Annotated in this window: 31 protein-coding genes; 20 read left to right on the forward strand and 11 right to left on the reverse strand. The window is 43.6% G+C overall.

Annotated features, from left to right (window positions below; translation table 11 throughout):
- Positions 1-55 precede the first annotated feature (55 nt).
- Both ABDB98_RS09165 and lexA read right to left on the reverse strand, forming a co-directional pair.
- Positions 56-232 carry a hypothetical protein gene (locus tag ABDB98_RS09165; protein ID WP_438422037.1) on the reverse strand — a complete coding sequence of 59 codons (177 nt, stop codon included), beginning with the start codon at positions 230-232 and terminating at the stop codon, positions 56-58.
- Between the two features lie 50 nt (positions 233-282).
- On the reverse strand, positions 283-903 hold the full coding sequence (gene lexA, locus ABDB98_RS09170) for a transcriptional repressor LexA (protein WP_007611720.1): 621 nt from the start codon (positions 901-903) through the stop codon (positions 283-285).
- A gap of 152 nt (positions 904-1,055) precedes the next feature.
- Between lexA and yneA the strand changes: the two genes are divergently transcribed.
- The 6 genes from yneA (at position 1,056) to ABDB98_RS09200 (ending at position 5,406) form a co-directional block, all read left to right on the forward strand.
- A complete protein-coding gene (gene yneA, locus ABDB98_RS09175; protein WP_438422038.1) occupies positions 1,056-1,367 on the forward strand; it encodes a cell division suppressor protein YneA in 312 nt (103 codons plus the stop codon).
- A gap of 15 nt (positions 1,368-1,382) precedes the next feature.
- Positions 1,383-2,033: a YneB family resolvase-like protein gene (locus ABDB98_RS09180; RefSeq protein ID WP_016935979.1), complete on the forward strand. Its 651-nt coding sequence runs from the start codon at positions 1,383-1,385 to the stop codon at positions 2,031-2,033.
- 68 nt (positions 2,034-2,101) lie between these two features.
- On the forward strand, positions 2,102-2,335 hold the full coding sequence (locus tag ABDB98_RS09185; RefSeq protein ID WP_003153997.1) for a DUF896 domain-containing protein: 234 nt from the start codon (positions 2,102-2,104) through the stop codon (positions 2,333-2,335).
- Between the two features lie 166 nt (positions 2,336-2,501).
- A complete protein-coding gene (gene tkt / locus ABDB98_RS09190) occupies positions 2,502-4,505 on the forward strand; it encodes a transketolase (protein ID WP_016935978.1) in 2,004 nt (667 codons plus the stop codon).
- A 150-nt stretch (positions 4,506-4,655) separates the two neighbouring features.
- Positions 4,656-5,102: a sporulation inhibitor of replication protein SirA gene (sirA, locus tag ABDB98_RS09195; protein WP_438422039.1), complete on the forward strand. Its 447-nt coding sequence runs from the start codon at positions 4,656-4,658 to the stop codon at positions 5,100-5,102.
- Between the two features lie 85 nt (positions 5,103-5,187).
- Positions 5,188-5,406: a YneF family protein gene (locus ABDB98_RS09200; RefSeq protein WP_003153994.1), complete on the forward strand. Its 219-nt coding sequence runs from the start codon at positions 5,188-5,190 to the stop codon at positions 5,404-5,406.
- A gap of 73 nt (positions 5,407-5,479) precedes the next feature.
- Here the strand turns inward: ABDB98_RS09200 and ABDB98_RS09205 are convergent, their stop codons facing one another.
- Complete coding sequence (locus ABDB98_RS09205; protein ID WP_012117647.1) at positions 5,480-5,653, reverse strand: aspartyl-phosphate phosphatase Spo0E family protein; 174 nt, start codon at positions 5,651-5,653, stop codon at positions 5,480-5,482.
- Between the two features lie 200 nt (positions 5,654-5,853).
- Between ABDB98_RS09205 and ABDB98_RS09210 the strand changes: the two genes are divergently transcribed.
- From ABDB98_RS09210 to ABDB98_RS09220, 3 genes are all read left to right on the forward strand, one after another.
- Positions 5,854-6,561 carry a cytochrome c biogenesis protein CcdA gene (locus ABDB98_RS09210; RefSeq protein WP_016935976.1) on the forward strand — a complete coding sequence of 236 codons (708 nt, stop codon included), beginning with the start codon at positions 5,854-5,856 and terminating at the stop codon, positions 6,559-6,561.
- Positions 6,562-6,645: 84 nt separating this feature from the next.
- Positions 6,646-7,008 (forward strand): response regulator, encoded by a 363-nt coding sequence (locus ABDB98_RS09215; protein ID WP_016935975.1) that lies wholly within the window; start codon positions 6,646-6,648, stop codon positions 7,006-7,008.
- A gap of 78 nt (positions 7,009-7,086) precedes the next feature.
- The gene (locus tag ABDB98_RS09220) at positions 7,087-7,578 is read left to right on the forward strand and encodes a CcdC family protein (protein ID WP_095240656.1); all 492 of its coding nucleotides are present in this window, start codon (positions 7,087-7,089) and stop codon (positions 7,576-7,578) included.
- Between the two features lie 27 nt (positions 7,579-7,605).
- On the opposite strand, the gene ABDB98_RS09225 is transcribed toward ABDB98_RS09220, so the two are convergent.
- From ABDB98_RS09225 to sspO, 4 genes are all read right to left on the reverse strand, one after another.
- Positions 7,606-8,034: a DUF2621 domain-containing protein gene (locus ABDB98_RS09225; protein WP_438422040.1), complete on the reverse strand. Its 429-nt coding sequence runs from the start codon at positions 8,032-8,034 to the stop codon at positions 7,606-7,608.
- 232 nt (positions 8,035-8,266) lie between these two features.
- Positions 8,267-8,638 (reverse strand): Hsp20/alpha crystallin family protein, encoded by a 372-nt coding sequence (locus ABDB98_RS09230; protein ID WP_060962684.1) that lies wholly within the window; start codon positions 8,636-8,638, stop codon positions 8,267-8,269.
- Positions 8,639-8,733: 95 nt separating this feature from the next.
- Entirely contained in the window at positions 8,734-8,880 is a 147-nt protein-coding gene (locus ABDB98_RS09235; RefSeq protein WP_003153984.1) for a small acid-soluble spore protein P, read from the reverse strand.
- A 30-nt stretch (positions 8,881-8,910) separates the two neighbouring features.
- On the reverse strand, positions 8,911-9,057 hold the full coding sequence (sspO, locus tag ABDB98_RS09240; protein WP_003244839.1) for an acid-soluble spore protein SspO: 147 nt from the start codon (positions 9,055-9,057) through the stop codon (positions 8,911-8,913).
- Positions 9,058-9,288: 231 nt separating this feature from the next.
- Between sspO and acnA the strand changes: the two genes are divergently transcribed.
- From acnA to ABDB98_RS09275, 7 genes are all read left to right on the forward strand, one after another.
- Entirely contained in the window at positions 9,289-12,015 is a 2,727-nt protein-coding gene (gene acnA, locus ABDB98_RS09245; protein ID WP_438422041.1) for an aconitate hydratase AcnA, read from the forward strand.
- 60 nt (positions 12,016-12,075) lie between these two features.
- Positions 12,076-12,585 carry a TlpA family protein disulfide reductase gene (locus ABDB98_RS09250; RefSeq protein ID WP_438422042.1) on the forward strand — a complete coding sequence of 170 codons (510 nt, stop codon included), beginning with the start codon at positions 12,076-12,078 and terminating at the stop codon, positions 12,583-12,585.
- 78 nt (positions 12,586-12,663) lie between these two features.
- On the forward strand, positions 12,664-12,789 hold the full coding sequence (locus tag ABDB98_RS09255) for an FbpB family small basic protein (protein WP_012117651.1): 126 nt from the start codon (positions 12,664-12,666) through the stop codon (positions 12,787-12,789).
- 63 nt (positions 12,790-12,852) lie between these two features.
- On the forward strand, positions 12,853-12,999 hold the full coding sequence (locus ABDB98_RS09260; RefSeq protein WP_013352427.1) for an acid-soluble spore protein N: 147 nt from the start codon (positions 12,853-12,855) through the stop codon (positions 12,997-12,999).
- A gap of 24 nt (positions 13,000-13,023) precedes the next feature.
- Positions 13,024-13,266: a small acid-soluble spore protein Tlp gene (gene tlp, locus ABDB98_RS09265; RefSeq protein ID WP_438422131.1), complete on the forward strand. Its 243-nt coding sequence runs from the start codon at positions 13,024-13,026 to the stop codon at positions 13,264-13,266.
- Between the two features lie 85 nt (positions 13,267-13,351).
- A complete protein-coding gene (locus ABDB98_RS09270; protein ID WP_438422043.1) occupies positions 13,352-13,768 on the forward strand; it encodes a YbgC/FadM family acyl-CoA thioesterase in 417 nt (138 codons plus the stop codon).
- 15 nt (positions 13,769-13,783) lie between these two features.
- Positions 13,784-14,083: a hypothetical protein gene (locus tag ABDB98_RS09275; RefSeq protein WP_438422045.1), complete on the forward strand. Its 300-nt coding sequence runs from the start codon at positions 13,784-13,786 to the stop codon at positions 14,081-14,083.
- Between the two features lie 31 nt (positions 14,084-14,114).
- Here the strand turns inward: ABDB98_RS09275 and ABDB98_RS09280 are convergent, their stop codons facing one another.
- Both ABDB98_RS09280 and plsY read right to left on the reverse strand, forming a co-directional pair.
- Positions 14,115-14,402 carry a HesB/YadR/YfhF family protein gene (locus tag ABDB98_RS09280; protein ID WP_438422046.1) on the reverse strand — a complete coding sequence of 96 codons (288 nt, stop codon included), beginning with the start codon at positions 14,400-14,402 and terminating at the stop codon, positions 14,115-14,117.
- A gap of 86 nt (positions 14,403-14,488) precedes the next feature.
- Entirely contained in the window at positions 14,489-15,070 is a 582-nt protein-coding gene (plsY, locus tag ABDB98_RS09285; protein WP_016935965.1) for a glycerol-3-phosphate 1-O-acyltransferase PlsY, read from the reverse strand.
- A 151-nt stretch (positions 15,071-15,221) separates the two neighbouring features.
- Between plsY and ABDB98_RS09290 the strand changes: the two genes are divergently transcribed.
- The 3 genes from ABDB98_RS09290 (at position 15,222) to parC (ending at position 20,446) form a co-directional block, all read left to right on the forward strand.
- Positions 15,222-15,629: a CoA-binding protein gene (locus tag ABDB98_RS09290; RefSeq protein ID WP_060962678.1), complete on the forward strand. Its 408-nt coding sequence runs from the start codon at positions 15,222-15,224 to the stop codon at positions 15,627-15,629.
- Positions 15,630-16,052: 423 nt separating this feature from the next.
- Positions 16,053-18,020 (forward strand): DNA topoisomerase IV subunit B, encoded by a 1,968-nt coding sequence (gene parE / locus ABDB98_RS09295; RefSeq protein ID WP_060962677.1) that lies wholly within the window; start codon positions 16,053-16,055, stop codon positions 18,018-18,020.
- A 2-nt stretch (positions 18,021-18,022) separates the two neighbouring features.
- On the forward strand, positions 18,023-20,446 hold the full coding sequence (gene parC / locus ABDB98_RS09300; protein WP_438422049.1) for a DNA topoisomerase IV subunit A: 2,424 nt from the start codon (positions 18,023-18,025) through the stop codon (positions 20,444-20,446).
- Between the two features lie 70 nt (positions 20,447-20,516).
- On the opposite strand, the gene ABDB98_RS09305 is transcribed toward parC, so the two are convergent.
- Together ABDB98_RS09305 and ABDB98_RS09310 are read right to left on the reverse strand one after the other, a co-directional pair.
- Positions 20,517-20,642, reverse strand: a complete 126-nt coding sequence (locus ABDB98_RS09305) for a hypothetical protein (protein ID WP_013352436.1) — start codon at positions 20,640-20,642, stop codon at positions 20,517-20,519.
- Between the two features lie 24 nt (positions 20,643-20,666).
- Positions 20,667-21,020 carry a hypothetical protein gene (locus ABDB98_RS09310; protein ID WP_438422052.1) on the reverse strand — a complete coding sequence of 118 codons (354 nt, stop codon included), beginning with the start codon at positions 21,018-21,020 and terminating at the stop codon, positions 20,667-20,669.
- Between the two features lie 378 nt (positions 21,021-21,398).
- Here ABDB98_RS09310 and ABDB98_RS09315 point away from each other — a divergent pair, with 378 nt between their 5' ends.
- Positions 21,399-22,817, forward strand: a complete 1,419-nt coding sequence (locus ABDB98_RS09315) for an alanine/glycine:cation symporter family protein (RefSeq protein WP_060962674.1) — start codon at positions 21,399-21,401, stop codon at positions 22,815-22,817.
- The last annotated feature ends 66 nt before the right edge of the window (positions 22,818-22,883 follow it).

Below are 22,883 nucleotides of genomic sequence, written 5' to 3' on the forward strand. Positions count from 1 at the left end.
TATGCACTAAATATTCATGAATAAAATGTAATCCGTCCGCTCCAAGTAAAGATAGTTATATATCAAAATCAGCCCGCACAAATACAAAAGTTGAAAAACGGATAAAAAGTTTCCTTAGAGAAACATTATTTATTGACTTCAAAAGTGAGATGCCGGATAATAAAGATGTAAGTTTTTCCTCCTTAGCAGGTTCGTTTCTTAAGCCAGGGCGAATCTGCTCTTTTTTATGCAAAAGAAAAACCCCTCTGAAAGGGGCTTTACGATAAATAAAGTTTAATAGAATTAATGAACGGCTCTGAATACGCCGATCACTTTCCCTAAAATACTTACGTTTTGCAGGATAATCGGTTCCATCGTCGGATTTTCCGGCTGCAGCCGCACATAATTGTCTTCTTTATAGAAGCGCTTGACCGTGGCTTCATCATCTTCGGTCATAGCCACCACGATTTCCCCGTTATTGGCCGTGTTCTGCTGTTTGACAATGACGTAATCTTTGTCAAAAATGCCGGCGTCAATCATACTTTCTCCCATGATTTCTAACATGAATACGTGTTCTCCCGGAGGAACCATCCGGTCAGGAAGTGGAAAATACTCGTCGATATTTTCAACAGCTGTAATCGGGATACCTGCCGTCACTTTTCCGATGACCGGGACATTGACAACCTGGCTTTTCGGAATTTGGACTTCTTCTTCATCCAATACCTCAATCGCTCTCGGTTTAGTAGGGTCCCGTCTGATCAGGCCTTTTGTCTCCAGCCGCGCCAAATGTCCGTGCACGGTTGAACTGGAAGCCAGTCCTACTGCTTCTCCTATCTCTCTTACAGAAGGCGGATATCCTTTCGTTTTTACCTCTTCTTTAATAAAACGCAGGATATCAAGCTGCCTTTTTGATAGCTTCGTCATATTTCGCACCTCAAAACGTCGATTTTAAGTAGATTATAGCATGATTTTCCTGACAGTACAAACATAGGTTCGAAAAAAACGATTGACAGAAACATTTGTTCGTATATACTGAAAGGTATAAAAAGCGAACAAACATTCTGGAGGTTGTTTAAATGGCGAAGGAATCTATCATATTTGTCGGACTGTTTACTGCGATTTTAAGTGCCGTTATTTTACTTGTTTCATGTACGGGAAATGATCAGGCGTTCAGCCAATATGTTAAAATAAAGGTTCAGGACGGAGATACTCTGTGGTCACTTGCGGATCAAGTAGCAAAGAAGAAAAATATTAACAAAGAAGATTTCATTGAGTGGGTGACGGAGAATAATCATCTCCAAACTGCTGATATAAAGCCCGGAGACGAACTTATTCTTCCGGTTAAGAAGGAGCATCCGGCCGTATATCAGCTGGCCATTGTCAATTAGAGAGGAAAGAGAGAAATGAAGGCGCTCATTTATGCCCGGGTAAGCACAAACAAAGAACAGCAGCAGACGTCTTTAAAAAGACAGGAAGAGGAGCTCAGTGAGATCGCTGCGGCAAACGGCATGGAAGTCGTAAAAGTCATTTCAGAGAAAGCCAGCGGTTACGAAATGGACCGCGACGGAGTATTTGAAATGCTTGATGAAATTAAAAAGTCACATATTGACGCGATATTGGTGCAGGATGAAACAAGACTGGGAAGAGGAAACGCCAAGATCGCGCTTTTGCATTGTATTTACAGGGAGAACGTAAAAATATATACGACGGCTCATAAAGGCGAGCTGGAGCTTTCCGAAGCTGATACGATGGTACTCGAAATCGTCAGTATTGTTGAGGAATATCAAAGGAAAATTCACAATATGAAAATCCGGCGGGGAATGAAAAGAGCCGTAAAAAACGGCTATAAGCCTGAACGGAATCTGAAAAACAGACATGAAAACAGCGGAAAAGAAAAAAAAGAGGTTCCTGTTTCGGAAATTATCAGGCTGAGAGCCAACAAGCTTACCTTTGCAGAAATCGCCGCCACCTTAAGAGGATTCGGCTATGATGTATCCAAAGCCACGGTTCACCGGCGTTTTCAGGAATATATCGCAGACAGCGAAGGCAGCTGACATGCTTCAGTTGTAAAAAAGATGATGTTTTAGTAGTATATAATCAACACGCACCAAAGGAGCTTATTATGATTTCTAAAGAAAAAATCGCAAGAATTAACGAATTGGCTCAAAAAGCTAAATCAAACACGATAACAGATGAGGAAAAAGCCGAACAGCAAAAGCTTCGCCAGGAGTATTTGAAAGGGTTCCGCTCCTCAATGAAAAATACGTTAAAGAGCGTAAAAGTTATTGATCCGGAGGGTAATGATGTCACTCCTGAAAAATTAAAAAGGGAACAACAGAAAAATAATCTTCATTAAACAGAAAGAATACGGCAATACGTATTCTTTTTTCGTATATACTAATATCAGGCTGTGATTTGCGACAATTTTCAACAAGTTTATCTCAAATTTAAGCTGAAAGAGTTGAGAAAAAGTCAGCATCGCTTTATGATGAAAAGGTACAACAATAAGGAAGGGGATTATAATGGATACAATTGAAAAGAAATCAGTTGCCACCATACGTACATTATCTATAGACGCAATTGAAAAAGCTAATTCCGGACACCCGGGCATGCCGATGGGAGCTGCTCCGATGGCTTACACGCTGTGGACGAAGTTTATGAATGTAAATCCGCAGAATCCGGGATGGTTTAACCGTGACCGCTTTGTTTTATCAGCAGGACACGGTTCAATGCTTTTGTACAGCATGCTGCATTTAAGCGGGTATGACCTCAGCATTGAAGACCTGAAACAGTTCCGTCAATGGGGAAGCAAAACACCGGGACATCCGGAGTTCGGGCATACAGCCGGAGTCGACGCAACGACCGGGCCTTTGGGACAGGGTATCGCTATGGCAGTGGGAATGGCAATTGCAGAACGCCATCTGGCTGAAACATATAACCGTGATTCATTCAACGTAGTTGATCATTATACATATAGTATTTGCGGAGACGGCGATTTGATGGAAGGCATTTCTTCTGAAGCCGCTTCTCTAGCAGGCCATCTGGAATTAGGCCGCCTGATCGTATTATACGATTCTAATGATATTTCTTTAGACGGCGATTTAAATCGCTCTTTCTCTGAAAATGTAAAACAGCGTTTTGAAGCCATGAACTGGGAAGTCCTTTATGTTGAGGACGGAAATAACATCGCTGAATTGACGGCTGCAATTGAAAAAGCGCGCCAGAATGATAAAAAACCAACATTAATTGAAGTGAAAACGACAATCGGTTTCGGTTCTCCAAACCGCGCGGGCACATCCGGTGTTCACGGCGCTCCGCTAGGACTAGAAGAGAGCAAGCTGACTAAAGAAGCGTACGCTTGGACGTTTGAAGAAGATTTTTATGTTCCAGAAGAAGTATACGCGCATTTCAACGAAGCTGTAAAAGAAGCCGGCGCGAAAAAAGAACAGGAATGGAATGAACAGTTCGCGGCATATAAGGAAAAATATCCTGAGCTTGCTGAACAGCTGTCACTCGGCATGAAAGGCGAGTTGCCGAAAGACTGGGATCAGGAAATTCCTGTCTATGAAAAGGGCAGCAGCCTTGCTTCCCGCGCATCTTCAGGTGAGGTGCTGAACGGCATCGCCAAGAAAATTCCTTTCTTTGTCGGGGGATCTGCTGACCTTGCGGGTTCAAACAAAACGACAATCAAAAACGCAGGGGACTTCACGGCCAAAGACTACGCCGGGAAAAACTTCTGGTTCGGTGTCCGTGAATTTGCGATGGGCGCTGCTTTAAACGGAATGGCGCTTCACGGCGGCCTCCGCGTATTCGGCGGCACATTCTTTGTGTTCTCAGATTATTTAAGACCTGCTATTCGTCTGGCGTCATTAATGGGGCTTCCTGTCACTTATGTGTTTACGCATGACAGTATTGCCGTAGGAGAAGACGGACCGACTCACGAACCGATTGAGCAGCTTGCATCTTTACGCGCGCTTCCTAATCTTTCTGTGATCAGACCTGCTGACGGCAATGAAACCGCAGCTGCGTGGAAGCTAGCCGTTCAAAGCCAGGATCATCCGACAGCTCTTGTGTTGACACGCCAAAACCTGCCGACAATTGATCAGCAGGCTGAAGAAGCGTATGCCGGAGTAGAAAAAGGGGCTTATACCGTTTCCAAAGCAAAAACTGATTCACCGGACGCCCTTCTTTTGGCGACAGGTTCTGAAGTCGGACTTGCGATTGAAGCACAGGCGAAGCTTGCTGACGAAAATATTCATGTATCTGTAGTCAGCATGCCGAGCTGGGACCGTTTCGAAAAACAATCGGCCGAGTACAAAAACAGCGTACTTCCTCCGAATGTGACGAAACGTCTTGCGATTGAAATGGGATCAAGCTTCGGATGGGGCAAATTTACCGGTCTTGAAGGAGACGTTCTCGCAATTGACCGTTTCGGTGCTTCAGCTCCGGGAGAAACAATTATGAAAGAATACGGGTTTACTGCAGAAAACGTGGCTGACCGCGTGAAGAAACTGCTAAACAAATAAAGAAACAAAAGAGGATGAGTCAAATCATCCTCTTTTTCCTGTTTATACGACAAAAATAGAAGGGGCGCCGTAACAGTAATAGACAATTCTTTCTTTTCTCCTTTTGTATAATAGAAAGCAATACGCAGCGCTGTAAAAGGGGATGAGGAAATGGAACGTCATTACTATACGCACCTGATTAAGGATGAGTTTGCGAACCACTACTTCGGGCGGGAAACCGCTATGTTTGAATTGTTTCGAGACTATCATTGGACAAATCTGACACCCCAAGAATATCAACTGACAAAAAAGCAAGTTCACTATATAACAGAACCGATTCCGGTGGTACATATGCATCAGCGTCTCCAGCTTCATTTAAACCGAATGAGTTACAGCCGTTTAGATTCAATTTATCAGCTTACACTGCCCGGAGAAAAGGGCCGCGCCACCTTCATGATGAAAGACAGCTTGATTGAGATTGCAGCTTCGGGAGATTATGAGGCGGAAACGATTTTCTTTGAGATTCTCCGTAAAATCAGCCCCTGCTTTCTTGCGATGGATTTTAAGACAAGGCGTTATGGGTGGTTAAATCCGGTCAGAGAAAGAAATTTTGTCTAAAAACGAGCAAAAAGAGATGTAATTGTTGTATAATAGCCTTTGGTTTAGTACACTTTAAACTAGACAACATGAAGGAGGAAATAAAATGACTTTATGGGTTGGCATCCTAGTGGGCGTTGTCGCATTGCTCATAGGTGTTGCACTCGGGTTTTTTATTGCTCGTAAATATATGATGAGCTATTTGAAAAAGAATCCGCCTATTAATGAACAAATGTTACGCATGATGATGATGCAAATGGGAATGAAACCTTCTCAAAAGAAAATTAATCAAATGATGAAAGCCATGAATAATCAAGCGAAATAATACGTAAAGATTATGATATAGAGATACATGGTTATAAAAATAAAAAACCCGGAGAGGGTTTTTTATTTTGGCGTCATGTTTCACCCCAACTGCCGGTGTGCAGTTCCTTTTGATATTGTATGAGAAGGTGGTCAAGCTCCTGGCTGAGTTCTATCGTAATGTTTGATGTCATTCCGTTTGTCATGACGATTTTAAGCAGCTCTGCCCGTTTTTTTTCAATTTCATTTAATAGATGCTCTCTAATCACAGGGATATATCCTTTCATACATAAATCTTTCACTGAATCGCTATTATTATATCCACATTTATACTGTTTTTCAAATAAGAAGGAGTATAATATCTTGATGTCAAATTAAATTATATAAGCTTTTTCTATAAAAAGTAATCCTTCATGGGAAAGTGTTAAAAAAATGAAATGATTTTGTCATAACTCGAAAGGAGTGTGTCATGGTGAGTTTTAATTACTTTCTGACGTTCGGGGCCGGGTTTCTGTCTTTCATTTCTCCCTGCTGTCTGCCGCTGTACCCCGCTTTTTTGTCATACATAACCGGAGTCAGCATGGACGAGGTGAAAACGGAAAAGGTGATGCTGCAAAAACGGGGGCTCGTGCATACACTTTGTTTTTTGCTTGGTTTCTCCGTGATTTTTATTGCACTTGGATACGGAACCTCGTTCATCGGCAGTTTTTTTACCCGTTATCATGAAGCGATCCGCCAGTTTGGCGCTATCATGCTGGTTCTTTTCGGGCTCATTACGGCAGGCGTGTTTCAGCCGAAAATCATGATGAAAGAGCGGCGCATTCATTTTAAGCACCGGCCCGAGGGGTTTATCGGCTCTGTTCTGATCGGTCTGGCGTTTGCAGCCGGCTGGTCGCCGTGCAGCGGGCCTATTTTAGGCGCCGTGTTTTCACTGGCCGGTACAAATCCTTCTTCAGCGGTGCCGTATATGTTTTTATATGTTTTGGGATTTGCCATTCCTTTTCTAGTTCTTTCATTTTTTATTACCAGAATGAATTGGATTCGAAAGCACCAGCTGCTTATCATGAGAACCGGCGGCATTGTTATGATTGTCATCGGAATTATGCTGTTTTTTAACTGGATGAGTTATATTCTGATCGTTCTGTCAAATCTTTTCGGAGGGTTCAAGGGGCTGTAAGAGATTGATAACTTTTGAACTATTATATACCCTTTCTTTTTTGGTACAATAAGACTAGTTAATGTTAAATATGTGGAGGGGAATATGACACGAGTTTTAGTTGTAGATGACGCCAAGTTCATGAGAGTGAAAATCAGAGAGATTCTGGAATCGGCGAACTATACAGTGGCCGGAGAAGCGGCTGACGGCGAGGAAGCTCTGGCCGTTTATCAAAAAATCCGTCCCGATCTGGTGACAATGGATATTACCATGCCGGTTAAAAACGGAATACAGGCGCTGCAGGAGATTTTAGCTTTTGACCCGAAAGCCCATGTCATTATGTGCACCGCCATGCGGCAGCAGCGGATCGTTCTGGAAGCGATTGAACTGGGCGCTAAAGATTTTATCGTTAAACCGTTTGAAGGTTCTAAAGTGCTGGAGGCCGTAGGCAGGGTAACGGGAACATAAACGTATTTTCTTTTCACATTGGTTTTTTTATGTTTTTGGAGTATAGTATATAGTATCAAACTCCGTGCAAGCAAAGGAATGATAAAGATGATGATTATAATTTCATCCGTTATTGCAGCGGCCATGGCAATCTCTGTAATGATTGTGAGGATTAAATCCTCCGATAAGCCCGCTTCACCAAAAAAAATAATTCTCCCGCCGATTTTCATGAGTACGGGAGCGCTGATGTTTCTTTTTCCGATTTTCAGAGTGACGGGCGAAGAATTTTTGGAGGCCATTACGCTGGGCGTGATCTTCTCTATTTTTCTGATAAAAACATCTAAATTTGAGATTAAAAATAATGAAATCTATTTAAAACGGTCAAAAGCATTTGTGTTTATCCTAATTGGTTTGCTGGTTATCAGAATCGCTATGAAATCCATTTTGAGCACGACGATTGATTACGGAGCTTTAAGCGGAATGTTTTGGATTCTGGCTTTCGGAATGATTGTCCCGTGGCGCATCGCGATGTTTATGTCGTACCGCAAACTTGCCAATGAACTGAAGACCGCTGATATTCAGATGAATTAAAACCTTTCCGTCCGCCGGAAAGGTTTTTTATTTGAGCAGGGTTTGATAAGGAGTAAGGTCAATCTGTTTTTCGCGGAGATGTTTTTTCAAAAACTGGTGATCCCGCTTAGGGGTGGCCAGTATGTAACCCCTGATGATTAAATCCCGGTTTATTTGTTCTGCTTCCTCTTGTAAAGAGATTTGACCGATTTTTCCGGCGATTTTAGCTTTGGCTACATCCCGAAAGAGCTCTGGCACGGGGGCGACCAGTTCATCCAAAAACGCCTTGTCGCCTTCATTCCATAGGTGTCTGCTTTTTTCAATATAATAATCCTGCCAATCCAGTTCTGACCGGCCGTCTTCTTTCGGTAAGCGTTTTAAAAATTTTCGGAACATAAAAAACCCCCCGATGGACAGCAATCCGATCATTACGATGACCCAAAATAAAATAAACCACATAAACCAGCCTTCAAGCATTGTTTTATCTCCTCCTTACTTTAACCATATTGTAAACGAAGACAGAATAGAAGAACACATGAAAAAAGAATAGAAAAAATGATAGATGTCCAGTCAATCCGGTTGCTAGAACATATTCTATCGTATAGTGATTCTGCTATTTGGCCATGGGAGATTCACTTCGAGGGTATATGACTGATATGACCGGACAAAAAAGCCGCTTTCATTGAGGGATGAAAACGGCTTTTTTATGTTATAGAGGAAATTGAAAGGAAAAAGAGGCTGGGGTCTCATTTGGCTCCTTGTTCATGGAGACAGTCAGAATATGGTTTGTGAAATCAGTGAAAATATGTTTGTCGTTCAGATAAAAAGGCAGCATCATTTGTTTGTTTAACGTCTGTTCAAGCGTTTTAACAGAGAGCATGAACTCATTTCCCGAAAGAGTGACGGTCATCGCCTGCACCGGCTTCAGCGCCGTCAGGTCAGCTTCAATGATGTATTGACGGCTTGTTTCATATAGATCGATCGGAAGCGCCTCGTCATACCAAGCATACGGGTCCTCGTAAAACTGCCGCAGCCATTCTTCGATATCATCAAATTCTTCAGCGTGATTTGAATGATTCATGGAAGCATCCCTCCATATTAAAAAAGCCTTGCTATAACGTATGCAGAAGCTTTAAATGGGTGAAAGGCACAAAAAAACAGACACCGAGGTCTGTTTTACATATCGTGGCTTGTATTATGTTTTTGTCTTGTATGGTTGCGGTTTTTCACTTTTTTGCTTCCGCTTAACGGTTCCGGCTGGCCGGGATTATGGCCCTTCGGAGCATTTTTATGCATATCTTTGCTCGTATTTTTATTTGTCATGTTAAAGCCTCCTTTTTTAAGGGGTGACGGCTATTGGTTTGTTTTTCTTTTTTTATTGTTCTGCCGTTCTGCTTCGGTCAGGACAAGCTGGTCATTTTCAATATAACCCGCGCCTTTGCCTTGGCTTTTCGCATCATTCATGCCGTTTATCACATGATTGGCTTTTCGTTTTACCATGATCATCACCTCAACTTTAATATGGCTCTTTACAGCCCGTTGTATGAGACATAAAACAGGACAAAATTTACCGGAAATTATTCTGATAAGACGATCTTATTGTATTTAATAAAAACATTGATATTTACTTATGTATGATTTTATACTAAGATGAAATTGTGAGAAAATTGTGATGGAATGTGAACATTCATCTAAAGAACGATCTTGATCTTTGAAGGGGGATTTTGGAGAATGACAAATCAGCAAAAAGTCGCAACACAAGACGTTTTCCAAGCAAGAAAAACATTTTCTTCAAACGGGAAAACATACCACTACTATTCATTAAAAGCATTGGAAGACGCAGGGGTCGGCAATGTTTCAAAACTTCCTTATTCTATTAAGGTTCTTTTGGAATCTGTTTTGCGTCAGGTAGACGGACGCGTCATTACGAAAGAACATGTTGAAAATTTAGCAAGATGGGGTACTGCTGAATTAAAAGATATCGATGTGCCGTTTAAACCGTCACGTGTTATCCTTCAGGACTTTACCGGCGTTCCGGCCGTAGTTGACCTGGCATCTTTAAGAAAAGCCATGGCTTCTGTCGGCGGAGATCCTGATAAAATCAATCCTGAAATTCCGGTTGACCTGGTCATTGACCACTCCGTACAAGTCGACAAAGCGGGTACGGAAGACGCGTTAGCCATTAATATGGACTTAGAATTCAAAAGAAATGCAGAACGTTATAAATTTTTAAGCTGGGCAAAGAAAGCGTTTAACAACTATCAGGCCGTTCCGCCTGCAACAGGTATCGTCCACCAGGTAAACCTTGAGTTTTTGGCAAGTGTCGTTCATACGAAAGATGAAGACGGAGAGCTTGTGACATATCCTGATACTTTGGTGGGAACAGATTCCCATACCACGATGATTAACGGAATCGGCGTTCTCGGCTGGGGTGTCGGCGGTATTGAGGCGGAAGCGGGAATGCTCGGCCAGCCTTCATATTTCCCTGTTCCTGAGGTCATCGGCGCGAAACTTGTCGGAAAATTGCCTAACGGAACGACGGCAACTGACTTAGCGCTGAAAGTCACTCAAGTGCTGCGAGAAAAAGGCGTAGTCAATAAATTTGTTGAATTCTTCGGCCCTGGTGTTGCTGAGCTTCCGCTTGCGGATCGGGCGACTATTGCCAATATGGCGCCGGAATACGGAGCGACTTGCGGATTCTTCCCGGTTGACGAGGAAGCACTTTCTTACATGCGTCTGACCGGCCGTGAAGAAGAGCAGATCGATGTCGTGGAAGCATACTGCCGCAACAACGGTTTATTCTATACGCCTGACGCAGAAGAGCCGATTTTTACAGACATTGTAGAAATTGACCTGTCAAAAATTGAAGCGAACCTTTCAGGCCCGAAACGTCCGCAGGATTTAATCCCGCTTTCTGTCATGCAGGAAACGTTTAAAAAACATCTCGTCAGCCCGGCCGGCAACCAAGGATTCGGAATGGATGCTGCTGAAGAGAACAAAGAAATTTCATTTAAACTTAACAGTGGCGAAGATACGGTCATGAAAACAGGGGCAATTGCAATTGCCGCCATTACAAGCTGCACAAACACATCTAATCCTTATGTATTAATCGGTGCCGGATTGGTAGCCAAAAAAGCAGTAGAATTAGGATTGAAAGTGCCGAATTATGTGAAAACATCACTTGCACCGGGATCTAAGGTTGTTACTGGATACTTAGTCAATTCAGGCCTTCTTCCATATATGAAGGAGCTCGGCTTTAATCTTGTCGGCTACGGCTGTACGACATGTATCGGAAACTCCGGACCTCTTTCTCCAGAGATTGAAGAAGCAGTTGCTAAAAATGACCTCTTGATCACTTCTGTTCTGTCAGGCAACAGAAACTTTGAAGGCCGGATCCATCCGCTTGTCAAAGGAAACTACCTTGCTTCGCCGCCGCTTGTCGTCGCGTACGCATTGGCAGGCACTGTGAATATTAACTTGAAATCTGACCCGATCGGTGTCGGAAAAGACGGACAAAACGTTTACTTCGATGACATCTGGCCGTCAATGGATGAAATCAACTCCCTCGTCAAACAGACTGTGACGCCGGAATTATTCCGTAAAGAATATGAAACGGTATTTGACGACAACCAGCGCTGGAATGCAATCGAAACGACGGATGAAGCACTGTACAAGTGGGATAAGGATTCTACTTACATCCAAAACCCGCCGTTCTTTGAAGAAATGTCTGTAGAACCGGGAAAAGTTGAGCCATTAAGAGGGCTTCGCGTTGTCGGCAAATTCGGAGATTCCGTGACGACTGACCATATTTCTCCGGCCGGAGCGATCGGAAAAGACACGCCGGCGGGCAAATACCTGCAGGAAAAAGGCGTTTCTCCTCGGGACTTTAACTCTTACGGCTCACGCCGCGGAAACCATGAAGTCATGATGAGAGGAACATTCGCCAACATCCGCATTAAAAACCAAATCGCGCCTGGCACAGAAGGCGGATACACTACACACTGGCCTACCGGTGACGTGACATCTATTTATGATGCATGCATGCGGTATAAAGAAGATAAAACGGGTCTTGTCGTCCTGGCCGGCAAAGATTACGGAATGGGCTCTTCACGTGACTGGGCTGCAAAAGGAACAAACCTGCTAGGCATCAGAACAGTCATTGCGGAAAGCTTTGAAAGAATTCACAGAAGCAACCTCGTCTTCATGGGTGTGCTGCCGCTCCAGTTCAAACAGGGTGAAAATGCGGATACACTCGGTTTAACCGGTAAGGAAGTTATCGAGGTGGATGTTGATGAAACTGTACGTCCACGCGACTTGCTGACTGTCAGAGCTATCAGTGAAGACGGTACGGTAAAAACATTTGAAGTCGTTGTCCGTTTCGACAGTGAAGTGGAAATTGATTACTATCGTCACGGCGGCATTTTACAAATGGTGCTTCGCGATAAAATGAAACAGTAGCAGAAAGACAAAAGAGAGAAAGCGGACTGCTTTCTCTCTTTTTATACGGGAGGCCTTGAGATGCTTGCTAAATGGCTGGGCGTATTGTTACTTATCGGGTTGTTAGTGTATGCGGGCTGGAACATTTATTCTGCACAAACAAGTCCGAAAGAAGGGACAGAAGAAGGGATGAAGGCTCCTGACTTTACACTCGACACACTGTCAGGAAAAAGCAGCTCCCTTTCTGATTATAAAGGTAAAAAAGTGCTCCTTAATTTCTGGGCGACGTGGTGCAAGCCATGCCGGATGGAAATGCCCGATATGCAGGAGCTGCAGATGGAATATCCGGATATTGCGGTAGTAGCCGTTAATTTTACGTCCTCTGAAAAAAATATACAGGCTGTGAAATCATTCGCTGATACTTATCAGCTGACATTTCCAATTTTGATTGACAAAAGCGGGATTAACGGAGATTTCAACGTGCTTTCTTATCCGACATCATACATATTAGACGAAAAAGGAACCATTCAGCATATCCGAGTAGGCACGATGACAAAAAAAGAAATGAAAGAAAAACTGGATCTCAAGTAGAGGTTCAGTTTTTTTTATGCGAATGGCTTATCTTTTAAAAAATTGGAAAAAATGAATGAAAACACGGAGGTGAGAAGATTGAAAAAAATGAGAAAACGTTCTTTTCATGAATTGGTTATGGAGAATAAACGTGAGCTGATGACCAATACGGAATATTTGAATCAGCTTGAAGAAAAGCTGGAGCAGCGGTTTAAACAAAAATAACCTTTAATTTGCAGTCATGTTTGCGCCTCCTTTTGCGAAATATACTCTTAAGGAGGGATGAACATGGGCACAAACAAGAAAGACGGCCAGCCGCAGTACGCTCCGAGCCACTTAGGGACAAAACCCGTTAAATATAAACGAAACAAAGGGGAAAAGTTTCATGACAAGTCAAACGGACATCCGATTGTCATGCAGACGAAAGGCGAATAATATCATTAAAGGAGAGCAGACATGATGACAAATCATAACCAAAAACCGAACCCGGACGACCGTTCTGATAACGTTGAAAAGCTTCAGGATATGGTACAGAATACAATCGAAAATATAGAAGAAGCGAAAGAATCAATGGAATTTGCGACAGAAGAGGAAAAACAGCGCATTCAAGAGAAGAATGCCAGACGCAATGAAAGCATTGAATCATTCCGAAGTGAAATTCAGGATGAATCGGCTGCGAGAGAAAACGGCTATCAATCGTAATAAAAACCAGGGAAACCTGGTTTTTTCTCTTTCCGCCACGTTGTGATAAAATAGGGCTAATCTGATAATAAGGGAGCAGAGAACGTTGCATGTGTCAAAAAAAGAAATAGAAGTGCGTTATGCGGAAACAGATCAAATGGGTATCGTCTATCATGCCAATTACTTAGTCTGGATGGAGGTCGGGAGAACGGCGCTCATTAAGGACCTCGGATTTCTGTACAAGGACATGGAAGAAAGAGGGGTGCTGTCACCTGTAGTGGATCTCAGCATTTCTTATAAAAAGCCGCTCCGCTACGGAGAAACAGCCGAAGTACATACGTGGATTGAAGAATATAACGGATTTAAAACCATTTACGGCTACCGCATCTATAATCCGGATCAAGAACTTGCGATCGAAGCGTCATCCTCTCACATATGCGTCGATAAACAGAGCTTCAAACCGATTCAGTTCCGCAAGGCCTTTCCTGATTGGCACGCCGCTTACGAAAAGGCAAAAAAATAAGGAGCGGCTCAAGTTATGGCATTTGGAATTACACGCAGAGAACTGGAAAGATGGAAGCAGGATGTATCGGAAGGAAAAATCGCTTTTTTAACGCATTATTGGCTGGACGACCGCTTTCCGGAGGCTAAGACCGTGACGAAGGCCGGTTCTAGCGATCTCAATAAGCTGATTCGATGGGGATCAGAATACGGGCTGAAGCCTGAGTGGATTCATCATAAAAATGCATTTCCCCACTTTGACCTGCTCGGTGAAACGCAGAAACGCATTTTAGAAAAAGAACATCTGACTGATCATATCAGAAGGTTCAAACTGTAAAAAAAGAACGCATCCGCTGCGTTCTTTTTTCTTACACGTAATCAAATACCGGCTCTTCTGACTGATCTGAATATGTGACGGACAGATCGTGATTATCAAAGTACCATAAGTCGCTTTCTTCAATAAAAAAGGTAATGCCATCAACTTCCGTGCTGATTCCGACGTTCATCGGCTGGTCTTTTGAAATACCGAGAGAAAAGCCTTTCTGGACGCTGCTGCATCCTCCGTAACGGACAAAGAAACGGACCTGATCGCCTGTTTCCAGTTCTAGCTCTTCTTTGTACCAATCCAGCGCGCCTTTCGTTACTTTCATGTTCATCCGGAACACTCCCTTTTTGTTTCTCATAAAGAAATTATCTCTATTATAAACGCATATGGCATTTTGATGTCAAAATTGAAGTTTCATCAAAACCATTTGATTTTCGGTTCTGTTTTGTTCATAATCCGTTTGATGTTTGCCCTGTGTCTGTAGATAACAAACGCGGTCAAGAGCGTCACTACGATTAATAAATAAGGATCTTTTACAAACAGACAGTAAATAATCGTATAAATCCCTGTTAACATTGAAGACAGAGAAACAAATTTCGTAAGGAATAAAAATACGAAAAACACTGCAACCATCGTTACGAATAACAGCGGAGCATAAAACAGCAGGACGCCTCCTGAAGTGGCTACGGCTTTTCCGCCCTTGAATTTTGCGAACACGGGGAATACATGGCCGATCACTGCTGCCACTCCTGCGAGAAGAGGGTGAATGGGAACGTGCAATAAATACGGCAGCGCCGCGGCCAAGGTGCCTTTTAAAATATCGGCTGCAACGACGACAGATCCCGCTTTCACGCCAAGCGTGCGAAAAGCATTTGTGGCACCCAAATTACCGCTTCCATGTTCTCTAATATCAATCCCTTTCGCAAGTTTGCCTACGACTAAACCTGACGGGATGCTGCCTATTACATAGGCCAAAATAATCAATAAAGCAATCAACATCTACATTTCTCCTTTTCAATGTCCCTTCACTTTATTTTAACACGAGTTGTTATCGTCTGATGACAAGTTTTTTGAGAATTAAGCTGACAAACCGCTTTTTTTGAATCCGGTGAAGCTGTCGTGTACAATAATACAAAAGGAGATGGTAAAGATGCAAAATCCTTCAAAGTCAGAGATTAAAGACATTCTTGACCGAAGCAAACGTATCGCCGTCGTCGGGCTGTCAGACCGTCCCGACCGGACTTCTTACATGGTTTCCAAAGCGATGCAGGATGAAGGGTACGAGATTATTCCTGTCAATCCGACGATTGATGAAGCGCTTGGCGTTAAAGCCGTCGCTTCATTAAAAGACGTTGAGGGACCGATTGATATCGTCAATGTGTTCAGACGCTCTGAGCAGCTTCCCGGCGTCGCTGAAGAGTTTTTACAGACGGATGCTCCCGTTTTTTGGGCGCAGCAGGGCCTGGCAAATGAAGAAGCGTACCGCATGATTACAGAGAAAGGGCGGACGGCCATTATGGATTTATGTATAAAAGTCGCCCGCGCTGTTATAAAATAGGAACAAAAAAGGCAAAAATCCTTGGCAAATCAGGGGTTTTTGTTTTTTTATTGAAAGAATACTCTTTGCGTATGAAGTTGAAACAGATACAATAAAGCATGAACAGCTTTTTTAGAAACCCCTGCATGAAAGGGGGCTGCAGTCTGTTTGCGATGGACGGCAGAAATCTATATAATAGAAAGCGAACATAAGTTCCTATCTCCCGAAAAGAGCACCAAAAAGATGAAAAGCCGTTCGAATGTATGTCTTGCGGCCTAAAAAACGAGCCATTCGCTTAAAGATGTTGCGAAATCAAGCATATTGGTTATAATTGTGAGTCCGAGGAGAATTGGACCGAAGCTTGCGCATACTGAAAAACAAAGACATGAAAACATTTAAAAAGAGAATGATTAAGAGCAGGTTTTTTGAAAGGGGTTTGTACGTTTGGCTAGAAAACAGCAATTTGATTACAACGAAGATGCCATACAGGTGCTTGAAGGCCTGGAAGCCGTCAGAAAAAGACCGGGAATGTATATCGGTTCGACGGACGCACGCGGCCTGCACCATCTGGTATATGAGATCGTCGACAATTCCGTCGATGAAGTCCTTGCCGGCTACGGAGATCATATTATCGTAACGATACATAAGGACAACAGCATCTCCGTGCAGGACAGAGGGCGCGGAATGCCGACCGGAATGCATAAGCTCGGAAAGCCGACACCGGAAGTTATTTTTACCGTGCTGCATGCGGGAGGGAAATTCGGCCAGGGCGGCTATAAAACAAGCGGCGGTCTGCACGGTGTCGGCGCATCTGTCGTAAACGCTTTATCAGAGTGGCTGACAGTTACCATTGAGCGTGACGGCTATGTTTATAAACAGCGGTTTGAAAACGGCGGCAAGCCTGTGACTTCACTTGAAAAAATCGGTACGACCAAGAAAACGGGAACGCTTACCCATTTTAAACCTGATCCGTCAATGTTCAGCGCAACGGTTTATAATTTTGACACGCTGTCGGAACGTCTGCGCGAATCCGCCTTCTTATTAAAAGGCTTAAAAATAGAATTAATTGATGAGCGGAACAACGTAAAAGAAGTATTTTATTATGAGAACGGAATTGAAGCATTTGTCGCCTATTTAAACGAAGAAAAAGACGCTTTATGCGAAGTGGTTTCCTTTGAAGGCGAGCACCACGACATTGAAGTCGATTTTGCTTTCCAATTTAATGACGGATACTCAGAAAATATGCTGTCATTCGTTAATAACGTCAGAACAAAGGACGGCGGCACCCACGAATCAGGAGCCAAAACGGCAATGACAAGAGCGTTTAATGAATATGCGCGAAAGGTCGCGCTTTTAAAAGAGAAAGACAAAAACCTTGAAGGCGCCGATATCAGAGAAGGGTTGTCCGCGATCATTTCCGTGCGTATCCCGGAGGAACTGCTGCAATTTGAAGGCCAGACAAAAGGGAAACTTGGCACAAGTGAGGCGAGATCCGCCACGGACGCAGTCATTTCTGAGAATCTTGCTTATTTCCTGGAAGAAAACCGCGATACAGCGACCCTGCTCGTCAAAAAAGCGATTAAAGCAAGCCAGGCCCGTGAAGCTGCCCGTAAAGCGAGAGAAGAAGCGAGAAGCGGTAAAAAACGCAAAAAATCAGAAGCGACGCTGAGCGGAAAACTCACACCGGCCGGTTCCAGAAATCCGGCGAAGAATGAATTGTATCTCGTGGAGGGTGACTCTGCCGGAGGTTCTGCAAAACAGGGAAGAGACCGGAAATTTCAAGCCGTGCTGCCCCTTCGCGGAAAGGTCATCAACACAGAGAAAGCAAAGCTTGCAGACATTTTCAAAAATGAAGAGATCAATACAATTATTCATGCGATCGGCGGGGGAGTCGGCGCAGATTTTGAGATCGACGACATTAACTATGACAAGATCGTCATCATGACCGATGCGGATACCGACGGCGCGCATATTCAAGTCTTGCTGTTAACATTTTTCTACCGCTATATGAAACCTTTAATTGAGCACGGAAAAGTCTTCATCGCGCTTCCGCCTCTTTACAAAGTCAGTAAAGGAAGCGGCAAGAAAGAGATTATTGAATATGCTTGGTCCGACGAAGAAATGGACGGCGTTTTAAAGAAAGTCGGCAAAGGCTATACCATTCAGCGTTATAAAGGTCTGGGAGAAATGAACGCAGACCAGCTCTGGGAAACGACGATGAATCCCGAGTCGCGAACGCTCGTCAGAGTCAAGATTGACGATGCGGCACGCGTAGAGCGCCGCGTAACGACATTAATGGGAGACAAAGTAGAACCGAGAAGAAAATGGATTGAAAAGAATGTTGCCTTCGGATTAGACGAGGAGAGCAATATTTTGGAAAATGAAAACTTGTCGGTCGCTGAGGAGGTTTAATAGTGGCACAGCCAGAGTTATTTCATGATTTACCGTTAGAAGAAGTAATCGGCGACCGTTTCGGACGCTACAGTAAATATATTATCCAGGACAGGGCGCTGCCCGATGCACGTGACGGGTTAAAGCCGGTGCAGCGGAGAATTTTATACGCCATGCACGCAGACGGAAATACATTCGATAAAAATTTCCGGAAAGCGGCAAAAACGGTCGGGAACGTTATCGGTAATTATCATCCGCACGGAGACAGCTCCGTTTATGAAGCGATGGTGCGGATGAGCCAGAATTGGAAAGTGCGGAATGTCCTGATTGAGATGCACGGCAACAACGGAAGCATTGACGGTGATCCGCCTGCTGCCATGCGTTATACGGAAGCGAGATTATCTTCTATCGCATCAGAGCTTTTGCGGGACATCGATAAAAATACGGTTGAATTTGTTCCGAACTTTGATGACACAAGTAAAGAACCGGTTGTTTTGCCCGCTATGTTTCCTAACTTGCTGGTCAATGGATCTACCGGGATTTCCGCGGGCTATGCGACTGATATTCCCCCTCATCATCTGGGTGAGGTCATTGATGCTGTCATTAAGCGGATTGAATCGCCCGATTGCACCGTCGATGACTTGATGCAGGTGATTAAAGGGCCTGACTTTCCGACAGGAGGCATCATCCAAGGTGTCGACGGCATTCGGAAGGCCTATGAAACCGGTAAAGGCAAAATTATTATCCGCGGCAAGGCTGAAGTGGAAGCCGTAAGAGGCGGACGGGAGCAGATCGTCATTACAGAAATCCCGTTTGAAGTAAACAAAGCCAATCTCGTGAAGAAAATGGACGAATACCGCATAGACAAAAAAGTTGAAGGTATTTCTGAAGTCCGGGATGAAACGGACCGCACGGGATTGCGGGTGGTCGTTGAGTTAAAGAAAGAAGCCGATGCAAAAGGCATCTTGAATTTCTTATATAAAAACACTGACCTGCAGACAACGTATAACTTTAATATGGTCGCCATACATAACCGCCGGCCGATGCTGATGAGTCTTACGGCCATCCTGGATGCGTATATTTCCCACCAGAAGGAAGTTGTGACAAACCGCTCCGTCTTTGAATTACAAAAAGCAAAAGAGCGGCACCATATCGTTGAAGGACTGATGAAGGCACTGTCTGTGCTGGATGAGGTCATTGCTGTCATCCGGGCAAGCAGCGACAAGAAAGATGCGAAACAAAACTTAATGTCTAAATTCGCATTTACGGAGCCTCAGGCGGAAGCGATCGTATCTTTGCAGCTGTATCGTCTGACAAATACGGATATTACGGCATTAAAAGAGGAAGCGGAAGAGCTCAGCAAGAAAATTCAGGAGCTTGAAGCCATTTTAAGTGATGATAAAAAGCTGTTAAAAGTCATTACCAGTAGCCTGAAAAAAGTGAAAAAGACTTATGCTGACAGCAGACGGTCGGTCATTGAAGAGAAGATTGAAGAAATTAAAATCAATCTCGAAGTTATGGTTGCCTCGGAGGACGTCTATGTGACAGTCACGAAAGACGGCTATGTAAAACGAACAAGCCAGCGGTCATTTGCTGCTTCCAACGGCCAGGATTTCGGGATGAAGGACACGGACAGGCTGATTCACCAATTTGAAATGAATACCACGGATGTGCTCCTGCTCTTTACCAATAAGGGAAGCTATATATATTGTCCGGTTCACCAGCTTCCTGATATCAGGTGGAAAGACATGGGGCAGCACGTCACGAACATCACCACGATGGACCGTGACGAAACCATCGTAAAAGCTATACCGGTAAAAGAATTTGATCCATCTTCATATTTATTGTTTATGACGAAAAACGGTATGGTGAAAAGAACTGAAATGACGCATTACAAAGCACAGCGTTACTCAAAAGCGCTTGTTGCTCTTAACCTTAAAGGGGACGATGAGCTGATTGATGTTCATGTCACAGACGGCAGCTGCCAGCTGTTTATCGCCACCCGCCTCGGGTACGGCTTATGGTTCGGTGAAGATGAAGTAAATGTAGTCGGAGCCCGTGCGGCCGGCGTAAAGGGTATTAATTTAAAAGACGGTGATACCGTCGTATCAGGACAAATCCTGCATGAAACAGATTCGCTTGTCCTCGTCACACAGCGGGGAGCCATCAAACGGATGAATCTCTCTGAATTCGAAAGAACATCAAGGGCTAAGCGCGGTGTCATCATGCTGCGTGAGCTTAAAAAGAATCCGCATCGTGTTGTCGGAGTATTCGCGTGCGCTTTAGCCGACATGATCGCTGCGGAAACCGAAAAAGGCGAGAGAATTGAAGCCTCCGTGAAATCCTTGCGGGCTAATGACCGATACAGCAACGGCTCCTTCTTTACAGATGAAGATGAGACAGGGCCGGTCACAGATGTATGGCGTATCCCCGCATCTGATGTTTAAGAGTAAAAATAAAATAAAATGAAAAAAAACCTCCGCTCAATTGGTCCTAAAGCGGAGGTTTTGCTATTTATTAGCTCTCGTGACTGCCGAATAAGTCCGTGATAGCGTGAACGACTTCAATTCCCTGCCACACAAATAAATTTAATGCAGTGAATGAAAATAAGCCTAAAATCACCATTCGTAAGATAAACAACATGTTGAACAACCTCCTCATTTTATGTTACATAGTTAGGCGATGTTGAACATGAAGCTCATCGAAATACGAGGACTGATAAAATTTAGCGATTAAAAAGCTTTTCTTTCGCTGTCTTCTCCGGGAAGCGGGGCGCTTTCTGTCTGATATCACGATCAGTGAGACAGAAGCGGCAAAAAGCGCCGTCAAAATAAATGAGCCCGTCAGCGATTTTTTCTCATCGTCAGCATTTTGGCCGGCCTTCATTTCGTGCATTTCCTGCTGATCGGCTACGGCTTTAAAATGATGAGCAGTATCAAACGCATGGGGAATGGAGAGCAAATGAAAGCTTGCAATCGCTAAAAATAAAATAGAAGCTTTTAAAACCAAGATTTTTTTCAAATGTTCTCCTCCCTTCATAAGTCTGAATATTTTTATTATAATACCCTAATTCAAATTGAAAGTAAACACATTTATTAAATTTAAAAAATTATTATGCTGGTTAAGTATATACCATTCCGTCTGTCTTTTCATCTCTTTTTTTCTTAAAGGCCTATTTGTTATGATATGCACGAAACTCTTCTGATGTGACAACATTTTTCTGGTTACAGGATAAAGAAACGGGGCATACCAGCAATAAGCATGATGAAGAAACCGAAACATTTTCTTAAAAAAACTTCTCAACATCTGTTGTTGTGATATAATAATACCCGTTGTGTTAAAAGATCTAACATATGCAGCAAAAATGACAGTAAAAGATATGTAAAAGGGAGGTTAAACATGGAGGCTTTCATCAGTGAAATCATAAATGTTCCAAATGATTTTATTTGGAAGTATCTTGTTTATATTTTAGTAGGAATCGGATTGTATTTTACATTCCGTTTTCGCTTCATTCAATTCGAATACTTTATTGAAATGTTTAGAATCGTCGGGGAGAAGCCGCAAGGAAATAAAGGAGTGTCTTCAATGCAGGCATTCTTTATCTCGGCCGCTTCGCGTGTCGGTACCGGAAACTTGACCGGTGTCGCGCTGGCGATTGCAACAGGCGGTCCCGGCGCAGTATTTTGGATGTGGATCGTAGCGATTGTCGGTATGGCTTCAAGCTTTGTGGAAAGTACCTTGGCGCAGCTGTATAAAGTGCGCTCCGGCGATGAATTCCGCGGCGGTCCGGCATATTACATGGCGAAGGGTCTCGGCGCCCGGTGGCTCGGTATTTTATTTGCCGTATTGATTACCGTTTCTTTCGGACTTATCTTTAATGCCGTGCAGTCAAATACGATTTCTGTCGCGTTTGATGAGGCTTTCCATGTGAATAAAACAGTTATCGCCATCATCTTAGCTGTATTAACAGCTTTCATTATATTCGGCGGGCTGAAACGTGTTGTATCCGTTTCGCAATTTATCGTTCCGGTCATGGCGGGTATGTATATTCTGATCGCGTTGTATGTTGTAATTGTGAATATTACCGCGGTACCTGAATTGCTTATGACGATTGTGAAAAATGCGTTTGGTCTTGAGCAGATCGTCGGCGGAAGCTTAGGAAGCATCATTATTATCGGTGCGCAGCGCGGCCTGTTTTCAAACGAAGCGGGTATGGGGAGCGCGCCGAATGCCGCAGCAGCTGCACACGTATCGCATCCGGCTAAGCAGGGATTAATCCAGACGCTCGGCGTGTTTTTTGATACATTTATCGTTTGTACATCGACTGCTTTTATCATTTTATTGTACAGCTTTACGCCTAAAGGCGACGGAATCCAAGTGACACAAGCCGCACTGCAGCACCATCTCGGAGGCTGGGCCCCGACGTTTATTGCAATTGCGATGTTCTTATTCGCATTCAGCTCAGTCGTCGGCAACTACTACTATGGTGAAACGAATATCGAATTTATTAAAACAAGCAAAACATGGCTTAATATTTACCGCGTATTCGTCGTAGTGATGGTGGTATACGGATGTTTGGCTGACTTCAAGATTGTCTGGGACATGGCAAACTTGTTCATGGGTCTCTTAGCCCTCATTAACTTAGTGGCAATCTTGCTGCTGAGTAATGTAGCCTATAAGATCTATAAAGATTATGCCGCTCAGCGCAAAAAAGGACTTGATCCCGTATTTAAAGCTGAGAATACTCCGGAACTCAAGCATATTGAAACATGGGCGGAAGAAGAAAGTACAAGCCCTGAACACAAGGCTGCCAACTAAGGAATATGCATATCATTTACGAAACCCTTCACGTTTAATGTGAAGGGTTTTTTTATGTTAAAAACC

Source organism: Bacillus siamensis, assembly GCF_051628075.1.
Lineage (GTDB): Bacteria > Bacillota > Bacilli > Bacillales > Bacillaceae > Bacillus > Bacillus siamensis.

Coding starts and splice junctions, on each gene's coding strand:
- sspO (WP_003244839.1), bottom strand. CDS start 9,057: ATGGTAAAACGAAAAGCCAATCATGTGATAAACGGCATGAATGATGCG.
- yneA (WP_438422038.1), top strand. CDS start 1,056: ATGGCGAAGGAATCTATCATATTTGTCGGACTGTTTACTGCGATTTTA.
- ABDB98_RS09215 (WP_016935975.1), top strand. CDS start 6,646: ATGACACGAGTTTTAGTTGTAGATGACGCCAAGTTCATGAGAGTGAAA.
- ABDB98_RS09230 (WP_060962684.1), bottom strand. CDS start 8,638: ATGAATCATTCAAATCACGCTGAAGAATTTGATGATATCGAAGAATGG.
- ABDB98_RS09280 (WP_438422046.1), bottom strand. CDS start 14,402: ATGAACATGAAAGTAACGAAAGGCGCGCTGGATTGGTACAAAGAAGAG.
- lexA (WP_007611720.1), bottom strand. CDS start 903: ATGACGAAGCTATCAAAAAGGCAGCTTGATATCCTGCGTTTTATTAAA.
- tkt (WP_016935978.1), top strand. CDS start 2,502: ATGGATACAATTGAAAAGAAATCAGTTGCCACCATACGTACATTATCT.
- sirA (WP_438422039.1), top strand. CDS start 4,656: ATGGAACGTCATTACTATACGCACCTGATTAAGGATGAGTTTGCGAAC.
- ABDB98_RS09185 (WP_003153997.1), top strand. CDS start 2,102: ATGATTTCTAAAGAAAAAATCGCAAGAATTAACGAATTGGCTCAAAAA.
- ABDB98_RS09305 (WP_013352436.1), bottom strand. CDS start 20,642: ATGTTGTTTATCTTACGAATGGTGATTTTAGGCTTATTTTCATTCACT.
- ABDB98_RS09290 (WP_060962678.1), top strand. CDS start 15,222: ATGCAAAATCCTTCAAAGTCAGAGATTAAAGACATTCTTGACCGAAGC.
- tlp (WP_438422131.1), top strand. CDS start 13,024: ATGACAAATCATAACCAAAAACCGAACCCGGACGACCGTTCTGATAAC.
- ABDB98_RS09235 (WP_003153984.1), bottom strand. CDS start 8,880: ATGACAAATAAAAATACGAGCAAAGATATGCATAAAAATGCTCCGAAG.
- acnA (WP_438422041.1), top strand. CDS start 9,289: ATGACAAATCAGCAAAAAGTCGCAACACAAGACGTTTTCCAAGCAAGA.
- ABDB98_RS09210 (WP_016935976.1), top strand. CDS start 5,854: ATGGTGAGTTTTAATTACTTTCTGACGTTCGGGGCCGGGTTTCTGTCT.
- plsY (WP_016935965.1), bottom strand. CDS start 15,070: ATGTTGATTGCTTTATTGATTATTTTGGCCTATGTAATAGGCAGCATC.
- ABDB98_RS09220 (WP_095240656.1), top strand. CDS start 7,087: ATGATAAAGATGATGATTATAATTTCATCCGTTATTGCAGCGGCCATG.
- ABDB98_RS09225 (WP_438422040.1), bottom strand. CDS start 8,034: ATGCTTGAAGGCTGGTTTATGTGGTTTATTTTATTTTGGGTCATCGTA.
- ABDB98_RS09260 (WP_013352427.1), top strand. CDS start 12,853: ATGGGCACAAACAAGAAAGACGGCCAGCCGCAGTACGCTCCGAGCCAC.
- ABDB98_RS09250 (WP_438422042.1), top strand. CDS start 12,076: ATGCTTGCTAAATGGCTGGGCGTATTGTTACTTATCGGGTTGTTAGTG.
- ABDB98_RS09180 (WP_016935979.1), top strand. CDS start 1,383: ATGAAGGCGCTCATTTATGCCCGGGTAAGCACAAACAAAGAACAGCAG.
- ABDB98_RS09315 (WP_060962674.1), top strand. CDS start 21,399: ATGGAGGCTTTCATCAGTGAAATCATAAATGTTCCAAATGATTTTATT.
- ABDB98_RS09200 (WP_003153994.1), top strand. CDS start 5,188: ATGACTTTATGGGTTGGCATCCTAGTGGGCGTTGTCGCATTGCTCATA.
- ABDB98_RS09275 (WP_438422045.1), top strand. CDS start 13,784: ATGGCATTTGGAATTACACGCAGAGAACTGGAAAGATGGAAGCAGGAT.